This window comes from Leptospira idonii (genome assembly GCF_004770995.1).
Classification (GTDB): domain Bacteria; phylum Spirochaetota; class Leptospiria; order Leptospirales; family Leptospiraceae; genus Leptospira_A; species Leptospira_A idonii.
The window spans coordinates 38,620-56,252 of the sequence record NZ_RQHW01000016.1 but is presented as its reverse complement, the minus strand read 5'-3'; the positions used below and the strand labels follow the sequence as shown (position 1 = coordinate 56,252).

Sequence of the window (17,633 nt, the reverse complement as noted above, 5' to 3'; positions counted from 1 at the left end):
TTATATGGCACAAAAAGCAGTATGGGCGGTAGGCCGTCGTAAAACTTCCGTAGCAAGAGCTAGAATTTCTTCCGGTTCCGGTAAAATCACTGTGAACCAAAAAGATGTTGCTGAATACATCAAAAATGGTGAGCACCTAGTAAGAAGAGCTCTTGAGCCTCTTCTTAGTTTGGATGCAAGAGACAAATACGACATTCTTCTCAACGTAACAGGTGGTGGAGTGGTCGGTCAAGTGGGAGCGATTCGCCATGCAGTTGCTCGTGCACTTGTTGCTTTCAATGAGTCTTTGAAACCTGCTTTGAAGAAAGAAGGTTTTCTTACTCGTGACAATCGTATGGTGGAACGTAAAAAATACGGTCTACACAAAGCGAGAAGAGGAACTCAGTTCTCCAAACGTTAAAATTCATTTTCCCTCTTTTTTTGGAAAGCCTTCCGGTAACGGGAGGCTTTTTTGTTTTTACCGCCTTATCCGAATTCGAATTTATGCTTGGTGTTTTTTTCGTCCCGGGACTATTCTTTGATCCATGAACCTGTTTTTATACTATCTTGCTTTTGCGATCGGAACTCTTGCGGGAAGTTCCTTCTTATATACGGTAGTGATCTTTTGCCAAAGTTTTTCCTTGAACAAAGGATTTTCAGGTCTTGTGTTCTTCTTCTTATTTTTGCCTTTCCCACTTCTCTTTTTAGGGACAGGATATCTGCTCGATCGTTTCAGCAAAAAATGGGTTCTATTTTTATTCCAAGGACTGCATTTCCTTGCGGCGTTCTTTTTGTTTTTATTTCATGATTGGGTTTTGGCTCATCCTTACAGTTTGTTCGCAATCGCTTTCCTGAACGGAATCGGAATGACCACGGTTCTTCCTGGAAGGATGGCGATCCTCAGAGACATTGCTCCTCACAATCGTTTGGTGCTTCATACCATTTCCGGAAATTTACTTTTGATTTTGTTTTTCGGAATCAATCCTCTTCTCATCGGTTTTTTCAGGGAACATGCAGGTTTTTCTACGATCTTTCTTTGGCTGGCCTTGACTCATGCGGTAAGTATGCTTTTGATTTTACTGGTTCGAGTTTCCGAGGCTGTTTCTTCTTCGGAGAGGCCCAAGTTTGATTTAAGAGATGTGGTTCATTTTTTCTTTTCTGACACTGTCTCCAGACAAGTTCTTTATGTAACGATTCTGTCGATGATCGCATTGGGACCTATCCAAGTGTTACTTCCATTGTATGTGAAAGAGATCCTGCATTTGGGGGAGTTGGAGAGAGGCTCCGTTCTTTTTACTTTGGGGCTAGGACTTTTTTTCGGAGGAGTTCTCAGTCTTATACTTCATAAGTCGGAGAGAAAGGGATTGATCCTGCTTTCCATGTGTCTTCTTGCCTCTCTATTTTTCTGGGGTTTTTTCCCTTGGGAAATTCCTTGGGTGACTTCCTTTTTCTTATTTTTGTTCGGGATCACAGGAGGAGTTTTATCCAGCCTTCTTCCTTCCATCTTGCAAAAAAGAGCGGAGGATCGTTTGCGAGGAAGAGTCCTTTCCCTCTATATGGTTTGTTTCCAGTTCACTCCCGCCGTTTCCGGTTTTTTGTCCGCCCTTCTGGGAGAGGCTTTGGGAATCCATGGTGCTTTTTGGGCGTTCGGAGGGTTTTTGGTTTCTGCCAGTCTCATTTCTTTTTTTCTTTATTCCGAATTAAGGCGGACTTAAATCCTAAACTTCTTGCGAAAACAGGCAAAAAGGAAATCCCTGTAAGTGTATGAAATTTAAGTCGGTCAAAGAGATCGGTGATCTCTACCTTAGCTACTTTCAATCGAAAGCCCATTCCATCGTGCCTTCCTCCAGTTTGATCCCTGCAGGAGATCCTACATTATTATTCACAACCGCAGGAATGGTTCAGTTCAAACCCCTCTTTACGGGTGCCGTTGAGCTGCCATATACCAGAGCCGCCTCCATACAAAAATGTTTAAGAACCACAGATTTGGAAGTGGTAGGTAAAACGGAACGCCATTGTACTTTCTTCGAAATGTTGGGAAATTTTTCCTTCGGAGATTATTTCAAAAAAGAAGCCATTGAATTCGCATTAGACTTTTCTCTGCAAAAGTTGGAGATCCCTAAGGACAAAATCTGGGTGACCATCTATTTGGATGACGATGAAGCCAAAGAGATTTGGATGAAAGCGGGGATTCCAGAAGAAAGAATCGTTCGCCTTGGCAAAAAAGACAATTTCTGGGGACCGGCAGGTGACAGCGGAGCTTGCGGACCTTGTTCCGAATTGTATTTGGACAGAGGCCCTGAAAAAGGAGGCCCAGATTGTGGTACCTCCGGCACATGCAAACCCGGATGTGACTGTGATCGTTATTTGGAATATTGGAATTTGGTTTTCAACCAATTCAACCAAACAGTAACAGGGGAACTTCTTCCTCTCAAACAAACAGGAATCGATACAGGTTCCGGTTTGGAAAGAGTCGCTATGCTTCTTCAAGAAGTGGACTCAGTGTACGATACGGATGAATTGAAACATATCATCCAAACGATAGAAACTCTTTCCGGCAAAAAATACGATGAGTCCACTAAGGTGAACTTTAGAGTCATTACGGATCATTCCCGTTCCGTATTTTTCTCCATAGGCGATCGAATTTATCCAGATCGTACAGGCCGTGGTTATGTGATCCGCAGACTCATTCGAAGAGCTTCCTTGTTTGCCAGAAAATTAGGAATCAAAGAACCTTTTCTGTATAAAATCGTAGAAACTCTCACTCAAATTTATTCTTCCCGTTATCCGGAACTGAAAGAAAGAGCTTCCGAAATCCAAAATGTGATTCGCAAAGAGGAGGAGCTTTTCCTCAATACTTTGGAAGTCGGTTTGGAGGAATTGGAAGAACTGCTTGTCCGAATGAAATCCCAAGGACAAACGGACGTTAAGGGTGTCGATAGTTTCCGATTGTATTCCACATTCGGTTTTCCTAAAGAGATGACCAGAGAATTGGTTTTGGAAAGAGGGTTCAGCTTCAACGATTCCGAATTCGATGCGGAATTGGAAAAGGACAGAGATCTTTCCCGTGCCAGTTGGAAGGGTAAAAAAAATACCTATCTTACGGGAATCAGCGATTCATCCGCTCTCAAAACCGAATTTACCGGCTACACTCGGTTAACCGGAAACTCCAAAGTTCTTTATTTATTCAAAGACGGGAAACAAGTAAACTCTCTCAAAGCAGGAGAAGAAGGAGTCGTTCTTCTTGACCAAACTCCTTTTTATGCGGAAGGAGGAGGGCAATTGGGAGATTGGGGTTATTTGAAAAATGCTCAGTTTCAATTCCAAGTGCAGGACACTCAGAAAGAAAACGAATCCCATTTACACCTTGGCCTTGTTCTGCGAGGAGAAATCCGAGTAGGAGATGTTTTGGAAACGGAAGTGGACGCAGGCAGAAGACAAAGACTGGCAGGTCACCACTCAGGAACACACTTACTCAACGGCGCTCTTCGTCGAATCTTAGGAACTCATGTAGCTCAGAAAGGTTCCGTAGTTTCCCCCGATTATTTAAGATTCGACTTTTCTCATCCTTCCGCATTGACCGAGGAAGAAATCAGAAAGATAGAAAAAGATGTAAATGAAGCTGTCGCTAAATCGGTGGCAGTGGAAACGGAAGTGCTTCCTATTGAAAAAGCGAAAACTTCTGGCGCCTTGTCTATGTTTGATGAAAAATACGGAAATTTAGTGAGAGTGGTCACTATGGGAGACAGTTCCAAGGAATTCTGCGGAGGAACTCATGTTTCCAATACGAAAGAAATCGCTTATTTCGCACTTATCAAAGAAGGAAGCCCCGGTGCGGGAAACAGAAGGATCGAAGCGATTTGCGGAGACCCTGTCATAGATTATTTTCAATCCGTATTCCAGTCTCTTGCCGAAAAAATCCAAGACTACAATTTGGGCGCCAAAGAAGTGTATGGCGATCTAAAACAACATGGAATTTTGGATAAAATACCGGCTCCTGAAGAAATTCAATCTATCTTCGAAACAAAAAAGACATTAGCTGTTGAATCTCTGAGAGAGATCAAAAAAGCTTTGGAGTCTTCTCTTGCGGAAAAATCGGCAGCCCTTCATAGGGAAAAGAAGAAAAAAGAAGCACTTTCTTTTCAGCTAAATCCAGAATTAGTGGAAGATATTTTTAACTCCTCACTCAAGGTAAAAGACATTACAATCGCCAAAAGAGTGTTCGATGGAGTAGATGCGAAATCCTTGAAAGATCTAGCGGATTCTTTGAAAGCCAGAGAACCTAAAATCCTCTGCCTTTTCGCTTCCAAAGAAGGAGACAGTTCCACTCTGGTTTTTATGTGCAATAAGGTGTTGAATGATGCGGGAGTCCATTGCGGCAATCTTCTCAAAACATCTTTGGAACTATTGGGAGGAAAAGGCGGCGGCCGTCCCGATATGGCACAAGGCGGAGGTAAAAATCCGGAACAAATCGATTCCGCTTTGGAATCGGCAGTGAATGAAATTAAAAACAAATTCGGAGGTTAATCATGCCAGCAGATCCATCGTTTGATATCGTTTCCAAATTGGAAAGACCGGAATTGCAGAATGCGATTTCCCAAGCCATGACGGAAATATCCACAAGGTTCGATTTTAAAGGTTCTAATTCGGAAATTAAATTACAGGACGAACAAATCGTTCTTACTTCCGAAAATGACATTAAACTGAAGCAAGTGATCGACGTACTCACCACAAAAATGGCGAAAAGAGGAATCAGTCTGAAGGCTTTCGATTTCGAATCGAAGATAGAGCCCGCTACTGGACAATCTGTGCGCCAAAAGGTGAAAATTCAAAACGGTTTGGACAAAGAACAAACCAAACAAATCACGAATTTAATCAAAGACGCAAAATTGAAAGTGCAGGTCGCCATCCAAGGAGACTCAGTAAGAGTGACAGGGAAAAAGAAGGACGATTTGCAAGCGGTGATGCAAGCGATTCGAAATGCGAATTTCAATTTCGACGCAAGCTTCACCAACTTTAAAGGTTGAACGGTTAGAGATTCACCACTTTTCGGAAGTGACCCTGCCAGATGTTATAGGATACACCTAAGCAGAAGCAGGTGATCGCCGGAAGCCAGATCATGATGGTTCCGTATTCCAAAAAGAAAAACGCTCCGAAAAAACTTCCTATAAGAAACCCTACGATTTGGAAGAAATTCATATAGATTCTCCAAAATTCCACGGGAACTCCTCTCGCTTTTTGTCCTAAAAAACTTCCCAAGTCTGTGATGATTCCCGTTAAGTGAGTGGTTCGAATGATGCTTCCTCGGAATGTCATTACCAATGCGTTCTGAAGACCGCAAGCAAAGGAAAATGCGTAGGCTCCTATCTCTACATCGTTAAAATATAGAAAGTCGCCTAATAGAAGTATCATGGATTCTACGATAAGAAGTAGTCCGTATTTGTTTTCCTTTTTGTACTTTGAGGAACCGATGAGGCCTCCCGAAACGAAAGCACCTATAAGGAAGCTGGAAATTAGGAAAACAAGATGGTAAGAAAAGTTTCCATGAGAAAGTTCTATGGCAAAGGAACTGGCATTGCCTGTGGAATGAGCAACTGCAGATCCATGAACTCCCAAAATGACGATGGAATTGATAAGACCGGCTACTGTGATGAGCAGGATCGAATTTGCGATGAATATAAGTTTTTCTAGGTTATCTGACTCTTGATTTTGCTCCAAAAAAATACCCTTCTGAATGATTTGAGTGAGAGTTCGCTATTGGAAAATCTCTCTTTTATTAGTCTCTTCATCGATGGTTTTGGCGGAGCTTTTCTGTTCTTTTTTCCTTTTTTCTGGTCAGTTTTTTCCAGTCTATGTCCCAAAAGCGTCCGATAGTTGCTGTATGGACAAAGAAAAAGCCATACCTAAATGGAATGCGGTTCGCCAGGATTTCGTTCCTTACGTTCTTGTTTTTGCGGGAGTGTTTTTGATTTTATCCCTTTTTTCCTTCTCGGAAGGAGAGGATGGCTCCGGATCGAATTGGTTCGGCAGGATAGGATACTATGTATCCTTTACTTTGTTCTATCTTTTGGGGAAATCTTCTTTTCTTTTGGCAGGTTTTTCTTTGATTTTGGGAGTGGTTTCCTTTAAAAACCCCGACTTCGATAGATTGGGAAAGGCGTTGTTTTTTCCTTTGTTCCTAGTCGCATCCACTGTTTCCCTGAACATACTGGAAGCTCCTATGGGAGTGTTAGGTGACGGAGGAGGGATATTCGGTCAATTTTTTTCTTGGGTATTGAATTATCTTTTCGGTGATACGGGAAGGATGATTGTCGTTTTCTTTTTATTCTTATATTCCGCGATCATCTGGCTGGAAGATTCCGCATGGAACTTCACTTTGGGAAAACTCACTCATTGGACGAATGTGATTTATCGGGAATTAGGTGGAAAGAAGGATCTTTCCCATTTTAAACTTCCTTCTTTTTTTCAAGGTTATGTTTCCGTTCCCCAAGAAAGATCGTATCCTTCCGAAGCGATCGAATCTTCCAAAAAATGGTTCGAAAGAAAAACGGAAAGTTTGTCTCCGGCAAACAACGGCAGACCTCAATGGTTGGATGAAAGTGAACCTTCCTTTTCTTCGGAAGAAGAACCGTCTTCCGTAACAGGCTTTGGTTCCGCAAAAGAAACCGTTCCATCTTTGCCTAAACTTGTGTATAAAAACACTTCTTTGTATGAGGGCTTTTTTGAAGAGTCAGGCAGGATCTTCCGTTTTCACAATGCATCCGTTCGTTTACAGAAAAAATTAAAAACGGAACCTTCTGCACAAGATAGATTTCGTATGAAGGTTTCCGATTTCAGAACGTTGCCTGATTCTGAAATGACTTCCGATATTTCTATTCGTTCGGAAAAAGAGGAAATTTCTTTCGAAGAAGAAAAACGTTCCGAGCGTTCTTCTGAGTTTTCTTACGCAAACTTAATTTCAGAAATCAATCCTGCATCTTCTTTGAAAAAACCTGTTCCTAAATTCGGGTTTGAGGATTTGAATTTATATTCCCGTACAGAGGAAACTTCTTCGGAAGAGGAAGAAGAATTGGAAAGTGAGACCGAGGTGGAAACTTCTCTTTCTTCGGAAGAAGTTTCTTGGGATGAGGAAGCCGAGGAAGAATTCGATTCGAATGATATCGAATCTATTTCCGTAAATTCCGATTTGGAACCGGAAGCACTTTCTGCAGATCTCGAGGAAGAATGGGAAGAGGAGGAGGAAGTTCTTCCTCCTACCAATGTATATTCTCTCAAAGAGAGAAAAGCAAAACCTTCTAAAAAGGAAGAGCAACCTCAATTCGCATTCGGGTCTATGGTTCCTCTTGCCAAATTGAAAAAGGGAAGTTATTATATTTCTCCCAAACTTTTGGTGGATCATAAACCTTCTTCTTCTTATACGGCAAAGTTCGATTCCGAGCTGGAAGTGGTCGGCAAAAAGATCGAAGAGATCATCGGTTATTATGGAATCGAATCGAAGGTGACTTCCAGAGAAAGAGGTCCCATCATCACTCGTTATGAATTGACCATTCCTCATGGAATCAAACTCAGCAGAATCACTTCTCTTTCCGATGAATTGAAACTGCATTTGGCTGTGAAGAACATCAGGATCGTGGCTCCGATTCCAGGCAAATCCTCCATCGGAATCGAAGTTCCTAATATTCATAGAGAGGATGTGTATCTTTCCGAGATCCTAAAAGAATCCATTCTGCAAAACAAAACGAAAGATTTAACCATTTCGATAGGAAAGGATATTTCCGGGAAAACGGTCATCATCGATTTGGCGAAACTCCCTCACTTACTTGTAGCAGGTACTACAGGTTCCGGTAAATCGGTGAGTTTAAACTCCATGATCACAAGTCTGATCTGCACAAGAAGTCCGGAAGAAGTGCGATTTATTATGATCGATCCTAAAATGGTGGAGATGACTTTGTACGAAGACATCCCTCATCTTTTGATGCCTGTGATTACGGATCCTAAAAAGGCGACTAAGGCGCTTTCCTGGGCCATTCAGGAAATGGAATCCCGCTATCAAATCGTCTCTCAATTGAAAAGCCGTGATTTCAAAAGTTACAACGATAAGGTGGAAGAGTTCGCCTCTAAAAAAGGATACCAAAAGTTTCCTTATATCGTGATTTTTATAGACGAGCTTGCGGATTTAATGATGGTTTCCGGAAAGGAATTGGAAGATCAAATCACTCGTATCTCTCAAAAATCGAGAGCCGTGGGAATCCATTTGGTGATGGCGACCCAAAGACCTTCCGTGGATGTAATTACCGGACTCATCAAAGCCAACTGTCCTGCCAGAGTGGCTTTCCATGTGGCGCAAAAAACAGATTCTAGAACCATTCTGGACACGAACGGGGCGGAATCCCTTCTCGGAAAAGGGGACTTTTTGTACAGATCTCCTACATCTTCCGATTTGATGAGAATCCAGGCGCCTTTTATCGAAGAAAAGGAAATCGAAGCCATTGTGGAAGAGTCCAAAAAACAGGGTTCTCCCGCTTATGTGGAGATGAATTGGGATGAGGAAGGAAGTGGAGCGGAATCTGTTTCTGACGAAGACGAAGAGCTATTTGACGAGGCTTGGAATATCGTTGTGACAGAAAAAAAGGCGAGCGCTAGTTACCTGCAAAGAAGGATGCGAATCGGCTATAATAAGGCGGCGAGACTCATGGAACTTATGGAAATGAGAGGATATGTATCCCCTCAAATCGGTTCCAAACCCAGAGAAATCCTTCGTTCAGCGTAAATCATCGACAAGTGAGGCTTTCTTGAAAAATTGGGAATCTATGAAAGCTCTCGTTGGTTCGATTTGTTTGGCAATTGCTTTGGGTTCGCCCGTTTTCAGCCAAACGGCACCTGCACATAATTGGCACTCTCCTTCCGAGGTGGTCAAAAAGATTAAAAAGAAATTTTCCGAGATAGGCTCTTATTCCGCCGACTTCCAAATCCGTACGGAAGAAAATAAAAAAGAGAAAACCATGCGGGGGAAATGTCTCTACAAAAGACCCGGCAAAATCAGATACAATTTCAACGAACCGGAAGGGGACGAAATCGTATCCGACGGTAAAACTCTCTATATCTTCATTAAAAAGTTAGGCGCTGTCGGCAAACAAGACTTGAGTTTGGATAAAAAAAATTCTTCCGGTCCCATTTTCACTACGAATAGTGCGGACGGTTTGGCACGCCTTTTCAGAAAATACCATTATAAATTCGACGCAATCGAACAGCCTCGCCTAGCAATAGATAAAGATCCGACTCAATACTTCGTTTTGGAATTGGATCAAAGGGAAAAAATCGGCGGGTTCGAAAAAATGAAGTTATTCGTGGATTCCCAATCCTACCTAATCAAACGCGCCGTTGCTACGGACGGAAGAGGCAAGGTAACTACGATAGCATTTTCTAATATTAATTTTGAAGAAGAAATCCAGGACGGAGTTTTTAATTTCCACATCAGCGGGAATGCGAAGATAGTGAATAATCCTTTGGTTTCGGAAAACTAATCCCTGTTAAGAGGAAAATCGTTTTGAATACAAAAAGAGTCGGTCAAATCATAAGAGAAGCGAGAGAAGAGAAAAAACTCTCGGTCAAGGATGTGGCGAAAGAAACCAATATCGCCGCAAAATACATCATCGCTTTGGAAACGGAAGATTATTCCCAGTTCCCTGCGGAAACGTTCGCACTCGGGTTTTTGAAGAATTACGCAAGTTATCTCAAGTTGGATACTGCTATGCTTCTCAACCTTTACAGAGGAGAACAAATCGAAGAGTCCCAGGCTCCTTTGGAAGAATTGACGAGACCTACCACATCCAGTTTCACATTGGATCGAAATAAAATCATAACTTTGGTTTCCGCGGCACTCTTTATCGTTTCCGCTTATATCATCTATTTGAGTTTCGAAGAATCCGGCAGTTCCGTAGCTGAAGAAGAAACTTCTACGGAAACGGGAAGTTCTACCGTTCCTGTTTCTTCTTCCGAGATTCCTTCAGGAATCAACTTCGTTTCTCAAAGTGTTCCTGAAAATGCGAGTGTTCCTTTTATCCTAACGGAAGATAGGGGAGTTTCTTTCAGCGTGAACAACCAACAGTGTAAGATGTTCATCAAAGGAGTGCAAGGCGGGAAGGCGATCATCGGCTTTAATATCTTTCCTGAAAAAAATGTATATTCCTTTCAATCTGCGGAAGGAGAAGAAACCATTCTTTCCTATCGCATTACGGAACTTTCCGGTTTGAGAAGAGACATCCGCGTAGTAACCCAAGCAGTGACTGAAAAATCCGCGAAGGTTCTGGTTACTTTGAAGGAAGAAAGAGAAGGCGTTGCCGCTAAACCTCCTGTAGGAGATGTTCCGATTCAAGTCACTTTGTTTTTCTCTAAACCAAGTTATGTGGAATTCGTAATCGACGGTCAAATGGGAGAAAGAGGTCTTGTTTCTGCTGGAGAAGTGAAACATTTAGAGGCCCGTGATCGTTTGGAAATGAAAGTAGGAGACGGCGGTGCGGTTGAGATGGTTCAGAACGGAAAAGAAAGAACTGTTCTCGGCAAACCTGGTAAACTAGTGAAAAAAATCTTCATCCGCAAACAAAATCCTTACGATTCCACCCAGTCCATTATCGGTGAGTTAGGCGAATAAGATGGTCAAATCTTCCTCTACAGAAACGCTTCCTAAGTCTTTTTATATCACAACCTTAGGTTGTCCCAAAAACACTGTAGATTCCATGAGCATGCACCAGTCCCTTTTGAAAGAGGGGCTTCTTCCTGCGAATGATCCGGAAGCGAGCGACTTCCATCTAATCAATACCTGCACTTTCATCCAAGATGCTACGAAGGAAACCATTCAAACGATTTTGGATTCCATCGATTTGAAAAAAAAAAGTAACCAAAAGCTGGTCGTTGTAGGTTGTTTTGCGGAAAGAGCCGGGAAAGAAATTTCAGACGATCTTCCCGAAGTGGATCTTCATTTCGGAACCGGAAAATACGACCAAGCGGGCGATATCCTTAAAAAAACATTTCCTCTCGATTTTAAGGAAGTGAAAGAGTTCAACGAGGATATACTAGAAAGACTTACTTTAAGCAGCGGAATCGAAAACTATTCCAAACCGTATTCTTATGTAAAAATTTCCGACGGGTGCAACAGAGGATGTCACTTCTGTATCATTCCCAACCTAAGAGGAAAGTTCCAAGATTCTTCCGAAGAGTCTGTGTTAAACGAAACTAGAAAAGCGATCGCTGCGGGAGCCAAAGAGATTTGCCTCGTTTCCCAAGACACTGTTTTTTACGGAAAAGATACTGATAAACTTCTGCATCTGATCGAATCCGTGTCCGAAGTGAAGGGTTTGGAAATATTACGTTTGTTATATCTTTATCCCGATAAAAAAACGGAAAAACTTCTGGATCTTTACGGAAAAATCGATAAGATCGCTCCGTATTTGGAATCTCCTTTACAACATGTTTCCAAATCCGTTTTAAAATCCATGAATCGGACGGGTGAATATTCCTACTTCAAATCTCTTTTCGAAAAAGCACGTTCCGTGAAACCCGATTTGGAAATTCGAACTTCTTTTATTTTGGGTTTCCCTGGGGAAACAAAAGATGATGTGGATGAGATCATCCGTTTTATTCAGGATGTGAAACCGGAGAAAGTGAATTTGTTTCCTTATTCTCCTCAAGACGGAACCAAAGGCGCTCTTTTGGAAGGGAAATTGAAAGACAAAGAAATTTCCAAACGAGTGAATTTGGTAAGAGATGCTTATCTGGAAGTTTTGAAAGATGTTCACCAAGCGCGTGTTGGTCGAACTTACGATGCGATCGTGGACGAAGTTACGGAAGAGGGGGCTACTGTAAGAAGACTACAAGATGCTCCCGAAATCGATGAGGTCGTTTTCGTGGAAAACAAATCTCTTCGCGTAGGGCAGAGAGGAAAGGTTCGTGTGGATTCTTTCTTCGAATTGGATATGGCTGGGACTTGGGTGAACTGATGGAAGACTGGAAAACAATTGCGAACTTACCGAACTTACTTACGACTCTCAGGGTGCTTGCCCTTCCTTTTTTTATTTATGCTTTGTTTCAAAAAGAAATAGGGTATCAGATATTTGCGTTCGTTCTTTTTGCTTTGGCGTCTATCACCGATTTGGTGGACGGCTATTTGGCCCGTAAGTGGAACCAACAAACGGAATTCGGTAAATTTTTAGATCCTTTGGCGGATAAGTTTTTGGTCATAGGATGTTTTGTTACTTTTTTATTCATTCACGAACCTATAGAAGTTTGGATGGTGGTTTTAATCATCGGAAGAGATATGCTCATCACATTTCTTCGTTATATTGCAGTTCGCTCCGGAACTTCTCTTAGAACTACTATGATGGGAAAAGTGAAAACTGCATTTCAAATGGGTGCGATCTTAATCATACTCATCATCTTTATGCTGATTTCCGGAAAAAGAAGAACCATGATCAATGATGTGTATTCTGCGGGAAGAGTGTTGGGGATGAGCACGATGGAAATCGCTTCCGAAAATGCGAAAGAATTTTTCAATATGATGAGTTCCGATCAGCCAGTGGATTCTTCTGATTTTTTCAGTTCGATTGCTTCCTTCGTTCCTTATTTCGGTATGTTGTTTACTACCATCATCACTGTGATTTCTGGACTTCGTTATATATTCACAAATTATTCTCTTCTCAGTTTCTCTAATTTAAAAAGGATATTCTATGACAGAATCAAAACTTAGAGATATTCTACAAAAAGCAATTTCTTCCCAAAATCTTTCCAGGGAAGAAGCTGAATTTTTTCTAACGGAAGTTATGTTAGGAAAGGTCTCTGAAGTTTTGCTAGCATCCTTTCTTACCGCTTTGAAGCAAAAAGGGGAAACGGAAGAGGAACTGACAGGTTTCGTTTCTGCGATGAGAAAAAACGCAGAAAAACCTTCTCGTTCTTATTCTTATGAATTCATCGATACATGTGGAACTGGCGGAGATGGAAAAGGTTCTTTTAATATCTCCACTCTTTCTGCATTCACTTTGGCCTCTTTAGGAGTCAAAGTCGCAAAACATGGAAATCGGTCCGTGTCTTCTTTATCCGGCTCTTCCGATATACTCACTCAAATCGGGTATAAATTCGATCGTCCGAAAACAGAAATGGAGGAGGAATTCGATAAAACCGGTTTTATCTTTTTGTTCGCTCCTCATTGGCATCCTTCTATGAAATATGCCGGCCCTGTTCGTAAGGAGTTGGGGTTTCGCACTTTCTTCAATTTGATTGGGCCTCTTTCCAATCCGTTGTCTCCTGCCTACCAAGTGGTAGGTGTGTACGACAAAGCTTTGTTGAAGGTATTGTCCCAGGTGCTTTCTCTTTTGGGCACGAAAAGATGCATCATCTGCCACTCCAGAGATGGATTGGATGAATTTTCCATTTTCCAACCTACGGACTATGTATATTTCGATGGAAAAACCAGTAGGGAATTGGTGTTCGAGCCTAAGACTTTGTCTTTGGGTAGAGAGCCGAACCCAAAAGAAGTTTTTGCAGGATCTCAAGAGGAATCTTCCCGTTTGTTTTATGATGTTCTGAGTGGCAAGGACGGATCCGGTGCGGATATGGTGGCCCTCAATGCGGGAGCGGCACTTTTTGTGGTAGGTAAGGCAGATTCCATCGAATCCGGTTTTTCTCTAGCAAAATCAGCCCTACTTGAGAAAAAAGTTCTAAAATTCGTTCGGGAAACATTGAATTTAAGTTCGGCTGTTCCAGGATTGGACAAATAGATAACTATGTATACACTTCAAAACATTACCTCCTCCCTCCTTATACTCGCTCAAGAGAACGAAGCAGGCTCTCCTCTTCAAACGTTTCTTTTTATTCCGATCATCCTAGTAGCTATGTACTTTCTTGTGATCCTTCCTAACAAAAGAGAAGAGAAAAAGAGAAAAGAAATGATCACCAATCTGCAAAAAGGCGACTCAGTAGTAACAAACAGCGGACTTCACGGCAAGGTTGTGGAATTCAAAGATAACAACGAAACTGTGGTACTAAGCATCGGTGCTAACACGAACGTTACTTTCGAAACTAGCGCCATCTTAAAGAAGAAATAATCATTATGAAGCAATCCTTCCTCATTCTTGCACTTATACTTTCTTTTTCCGGGCAGGTATGGGCACAGGATTCACTAGATTTTTTAGACAAGGTCAACGAAAAACCGAAAACTACGACTCCTGCGACCACGACTAAACCGAAAGAGGAAACAACTCCTGTTGTCGGTAAGAAGTCTAATCAGCAACAGGTGACTACCTCGACTAAGAAAAGAAAGTCGAAGAAGAAAAACGCAAGTGCACTTGTGAATCAAAACGGAACAGGCGTTACGAATCCTTCCGTTACTCCTGCAACGGTGACAACTGTAAATACGATTTCTAATCCTATAACCGCTCCTGAGCCGAAAGTTCCTGTGGAAAATCAAGCGGTTGTGGAAGAGGAAACTACTGTGGCCGGTCTTTGGCTGGATCCGCAAGTAGCTGTCGAGCCTGTCGGTTTACCTGGGTTTGGTGGGGATGTTTCCATCGGAAAGGTGAGCGTTGAAGACGGCAAAGTCGGTACTTCCGCAGGCATTGCAACGACCGTTCCCAGCAAACCTCTATTCAGTTTTTCCGAATTTTTTGATAAATATAAAAAAGCTATGTTGATTCTGGGTGTGATTGTGTTATTTGCCTTCTATCGATTGCGAATGACCAAGTCCAGTTCCGGCAGCCGTCCCTACAGAAGATAAAACATTTAGGAGCATATTGTTTGCGATCGTACAGTTTACTTTTATTTCCGGCGTTGATTATCGCCGTGTCTTTTACCATCCTCTATCCCAATTTTGCGGAAAGAACTTTGAACATTTCTGTGCAGCCGGAAGTTTACAATCTGGATGCGGAATCTCAAAATAAACTGGCTTCCGAATTTTTCGAAAGATGGAAGTCCGATTATAATGCCTCTTCCAAATGGACGATAGAACCTAATTCTGGTTTACCTCCTAAAGAGTCCTCTGTTTACAAAGTGAACGGAAGATTCATCACCTCAGCAAAGATCAATCAAATCTCTCAAGAGAACCAAGGTTTGGTGGTGGAATCTAAGAATAAATTGGAAGCCACTTGGATCGAAGAACTCATTCGGGGAGGAAAGTCGCTTTCCATTAAATTGGGACTCGATTTGCAGGGAGGGATGAGAGTCGTTTTGAAGGGTGACTTCGACGATTACTCAAAAAAACTCAGAGATATTTTTTCCAAAGAGATCGCAGAACAAAAAGCTATTTTAGCGGATCCTTCCAAAAAGGAAGAAGATAAGAAGAAGGCTGCGGACAAGTTGGCAGAAATCGAATCCAACTTCGAACTCTCTCCTATGAGAAAAATCGTGGAATTGGAAAAGGCGAAGATGATCATCGACAATCGCCTCACCAGTCAAAATCTAACAGAGCCTCAGGTGAGAATCCAGAAAGAACAAGATGCCATTGAAGTTTCTCTTCCTGGAGTGACAAACTCCACTGCGATTTTGGAAGTGCTTCAAAATACTGAGACTGTAGAATACCGCATCGAAGAACCAAGTCCTTTTGTTTTAAGATCTAGACTCGATGACAACGAAAGAAAACTGATGGATCTCAACCAAAGAGAAGAAACCGACATATTTAAGTTTCAAGAAATCGTTAAGAATAAAATGGGGAAAAAGATCCAAGACCAGTTCTTAGAGTCTTTGGAGAAAAAATATTCCATCCCTCCTGAATACAAAATTTTTGCTCTTTGGAAAAGAGGAACAGCTGCAAAGTCGGCCCTTCTTCCTCGTAGTTTCGTCGTTTTAGAACGTAAAATTTCCCTTTCCGGAAATGATATGACGAATGCACAACCTTCTTTCAATTCCAATAGTTACGGATGGATGGTGAGTTTCACTTTGACTCCGAACGGAGCTGAAAAATTCTTCGATCTGACTTCTGAAAACAGAGGAAGAAATTTAGCGATTGTTTGGGGAGATAAGGTAGTTTCTAATCCTGTTATCAATGATCCGATTGCAGGAGGACGTGCGGAAATTTCAGGTTCCTTTACGCAAGAAGAAGCCATTCGTTTGGCTAATGTGATTTCAGAAGGAGCTCTTCCTATTCCTTTGTCCGTTTTGGAAATGAGATTCATCGGACCTACTTTGGGGATCGAATCTATCGAAGTGGGGATTCGTGCCGTTGTCATCGGTTTCTTTCTTGTGATGATCTATATGATCCTCTACTATCGATTAGGTGGATTGATTGCGGATATTTCCCTTCTTGTAAACGTAATCATCCTTGCCGCTTTGTTGTCTTTGATGGACTTCACTTTGACTCTTCCCGGTTTTGCAGGTCTCATCCTCACAATGGGTATGGCGGTCGATGCGAACGTTTTGATTTACGAAAGAATTCGTGAAGAAATCGACGCAGGGCGTCCTCTTACCATTGCGGTGACTCAAGGTTTTGAAAACGCATTCTGGACCATTATGGACGCGAACGTAACCACCCTCATTGCTGGGATTTTGATGATTCGTTTAGGAAATGGGCCTATCAAAGGTTTTGCAATCACTCTTTGTTGGGGTATCGTAACGACTTTATTCACTTCCCTTTTCCTTTCCCGTTTGTTTGTCGAACTTTTGGTGAACAGAGTCGGTATCAAACATTTGAATTTAAGGCCGTTCTTCTTCGGTAAAAAGGAGACAACTCATGTTTAATTTAAATTTTACGAAATATAAATATTTCACTCTATCTTTTTCTTTTTTGACCATCTTATTTGGGTTTGTGCTTACTTTCACACAACACGGAGGTTTTGCTCATTCTTTGGATTTTGACGGAGGGCTTCGTTCTGTAGTGGAGCTTCCAATCGGAAAAACGAGAGCCGACTTGGAAACTTTCTTTAAGAAAACGGAAATCGATCCTGTCATCATTCTTTTGGAGAAAGATAAAAACATCTATCAGATTGATATCGGGTTGGATTCCATTCCTAAAGTGGAAGAGATGTTTCAAGCGATTCCTGAAGCAGAAAGAGACCAAGGAACTTCTTCTATCGATAAGTTTGTTCAAATTCTAAGAAGGGAATTTCAACTTCCTAAAGAAAAGGTTCTATCGGCGGATCAAGTAGGAGCCGTAGTGGGAGGGGAATTAACTTCCACAGGGATCACTTTGCTTTTGACTACTCTAGGAATCATCCTGGTTTACTTAAGTTATCGTTCCCAATTCAAATTCGCTTTGGCCTCTGCGATTGCTCTCATTCACGACATTCTGTTCACTTTGGCAATGATCGGTTTTTTACAGATCAAACCGAGTGTTCCTTTGATTGCCGCACTTCTTACCTTGCTCGGTTATTCCATCAATGATAAGATCGTGGTATTCGATAGAATCCGTGAAAATGCACACGGGAAAGAGAATTTAGCACTTTCTAATATTATCAATGTTTCTATTTCTCAAACTTTGGGAAGAACCATCAATACTTCTCTTACGACTCTGATCTCTCTTGTTGCCATCATCATCGGTGGAGCGGTGGAATTGTATGATTTCGCTTTCGTATTGATTTTCGGAGTTGTGATCGGAACATATTCCTCCATATTCATCGCCGCACCTATCTCTGAAATTTACGACAATATCAGAAGGCGAAGAAAGTTAGCCTAAA

The 17,633-nt window shown here is 41.8% G+C and carries 15 protein-coding genes; 14 read left to right on the top strand and 1 reads right to left on the bottom strand.

The annotated features are described in order from the left end of the window. Window positions 1–4 precede the first annotated feature (4 nt). The 4 genes from rpsI to EHS15_RS05075 all read left to right on the top strand — a co-directional run bounded on the left by rpsI (window position 5) and on the right by EHS15_RS05075 (window position 5,006). On the top strand, window positions 5–400 hold the full coding sequence (gene rpsI / locus EHS15_RS05090) for a 30S ribosomal protein S9 (RefSeq protein WP_135759471.1): 396 nt from the start codon (window positions 5–7) through the stop codon (window positions 398–400). Window positions 401–524: 124 nt separating this feature from the next. Further along, window positions 525–1,694, top strand: a complete 1,170-nt coding sequence (locus EHS15_RS05085; RefSeq protein WP_135759470.1) for an MFS transporter — start codon at window positions 525–527, stop codon at window positions 1,692–1,694. A 49-nt stretch (window positions 1,695–1,743) separates the two neighbouring features. After that, the gene (alaS, locus tag EHS15_RS05080) at window positions 1,744–4,506 is read left to right on the top strand and encodes an alanine--tRNA ligase (RefSeq protein ID WP_135759469.1); all 2,763 of its coding nucleotides are present in this window, start codon (window positions 1,744–1,746) and stop codon (window positions 4,504–4,506) included. A gap of 2 nt (window positions 4,507–4,508) precedes the next feature. After that, entirely contained in the window at window positions 4,509–5,006 is a 498-nt protein-coding gene (locus EHS15_RS05075) for a YajQ family cyclic di-GMP-binding protein (protein ID WP_135759468.1), read from the top strand. Between the two features lie 4 nt (window positions 5,007–5,010). On the opposite strand, the gene EHS15_RS05070 is transcribed toward EHS15_RS05075, so the two are convergent. Beyond that, window positions 5,011–5,697, bottom strand: a complete 687-nt coding sequence (locus EHS15_RS05070) for a YoaK family protein (RefSeq protein ID WP_167884159.1) — start codon at window positions 5,695–5,697, stop codon at window positions 5,011–5,013. 163 nt (window positions 5,698–5,860) lie between these two features. Between EHS15_RS05070 and EHS15_RS05065 the strand changes: the two genes are divergently transcribed. Genes EHS15_RS05065 through secF form a run of 10 tightly spaced genes read left to right on the top strand, consistent with a single transcriptional unit; the run spans window position 5,861 to window position 17,632 of the window. Beyond that, window positions 5,861–8,749, top strand: coding sequence for a DNA translocase FtsK (locus EHS15_RS05065; RefSeq protein WP_135759466.1), 2,889 nt, complete (start codon window positions 5,861–5,863; stop codon window positions 8,747–8,749). Between the two features lie 40 nt (window positions 8,750–8,789). Continuing rightward, on the top strand, window positions 8,790–9,503 hold the full coding sequence (locus tag EHS15_RS05060) for a LolA family protein (RefSeq protein ID WP_135759465.1): 714 nt from the start codon (window positions 8,790–8,792) through the stop codon (window positions 9,501–9,503). 23 nt (window positions 9,504–9,526) lie between these two features. After that, a complete protein-coding gene (locus EHS15_RS05055; protein WP_135759464.1) occupies window positions 9,527–10,630 on the top strand; it encodes a helix-turn-helix domain-containing protein in 1,104 nt (367 codons plus the stop codon). Between the two features lies 1 nt (window position 10,631). Continuing rightward, complete coding sequence (locus EHS15_RS05050) at window positions 10,632–11,975, top strand: MiaB/RimO family radical SAM methylthiotransferase (protein WP_135759463.1); 1,344 nt, start codon at window positions 10,632–10,634, stop codon at window positions 11,973–11,975. Then, window positions 11,975–12,721, top strand: coding sequence for a CDP-diacylglycerol--glycerol-3-phosphate 3-phosphatidyltransferase (pgsA, locus tag EHS15_RS05045; RefSeq protein ID WP_135759462.1), 747 nt, complete (start codon window positions 11,975–11,977; stop codon window positions 12,719–12,721). Before EHS15_RS05050 ends, pgsA begins: the two co-directional genes overlap by 1 nt. Further along, window positions 12,702–13,748, top strand: coding sequence for an anthranilate phosphoribosyltransferase (gene trpD / locus EHS15_RS05040; protein WP_135759461.1), 1,047 nt, complete (start codon window positions 12,702–12,704; stop codon window positions 13,746–13,748). The genes pgsA and trpD overlap by 20 nt, the downstream gene beginning before the upstream one ends. Window positions 13,749–13,754: 6 nt before the next feature. Further along, window positions 13,755–14,075, top strand: coding sequence for a preprotein translocase subunit YajC (yajC, locus tag EHS15_RS05035; RefSeq protein ID WP_135759460.1), 321 nt, complete (start codon window positions 13,755–13,757; stop codon window positions 14,073–14,075). A gap of 5 nt (window positions 14,076–14,080) precedes the next feature. Continuing rightward, window positions 14,081–14,743 carry an SRP-less Sec system protein gene (locus EHS15_RS05030; RefSeq protein WP_135759459.1) on the top strand — a complete coding sequence of 221 codons (663 nt, stop codon included), beginning with the start codon at window positions 14,081–14,083 and terminating at the stop codon, window positions 14,741–14,743. 20 nt (window positions 14,744–14,763) lie between these two features. Next, entirely contained in the window at window positions 14,764–16,698 is a 1,935-nt protein-coding gene (secD, locus tag EHS15_RS05025; RefSeq protein WP_135759458.1) for a protein translocase subunit SecD, read from the top strand. Beyond that, window positions 16,691–17,632: a protein translocase subunit SecF gene (gene secF, locus EHS15_RS05020; protein ID WP_135759457.1), complete on the top strand. Its 942-nt coding sequence runs from the start codon at window positions 16,691–16,693 to the stop codon at window positions 17,630–17,632. Before secD ends, secF begins: the two co-directional genes overlap by 8 nt. Window position 17,633: the final 1 nt, after the last annotated feature.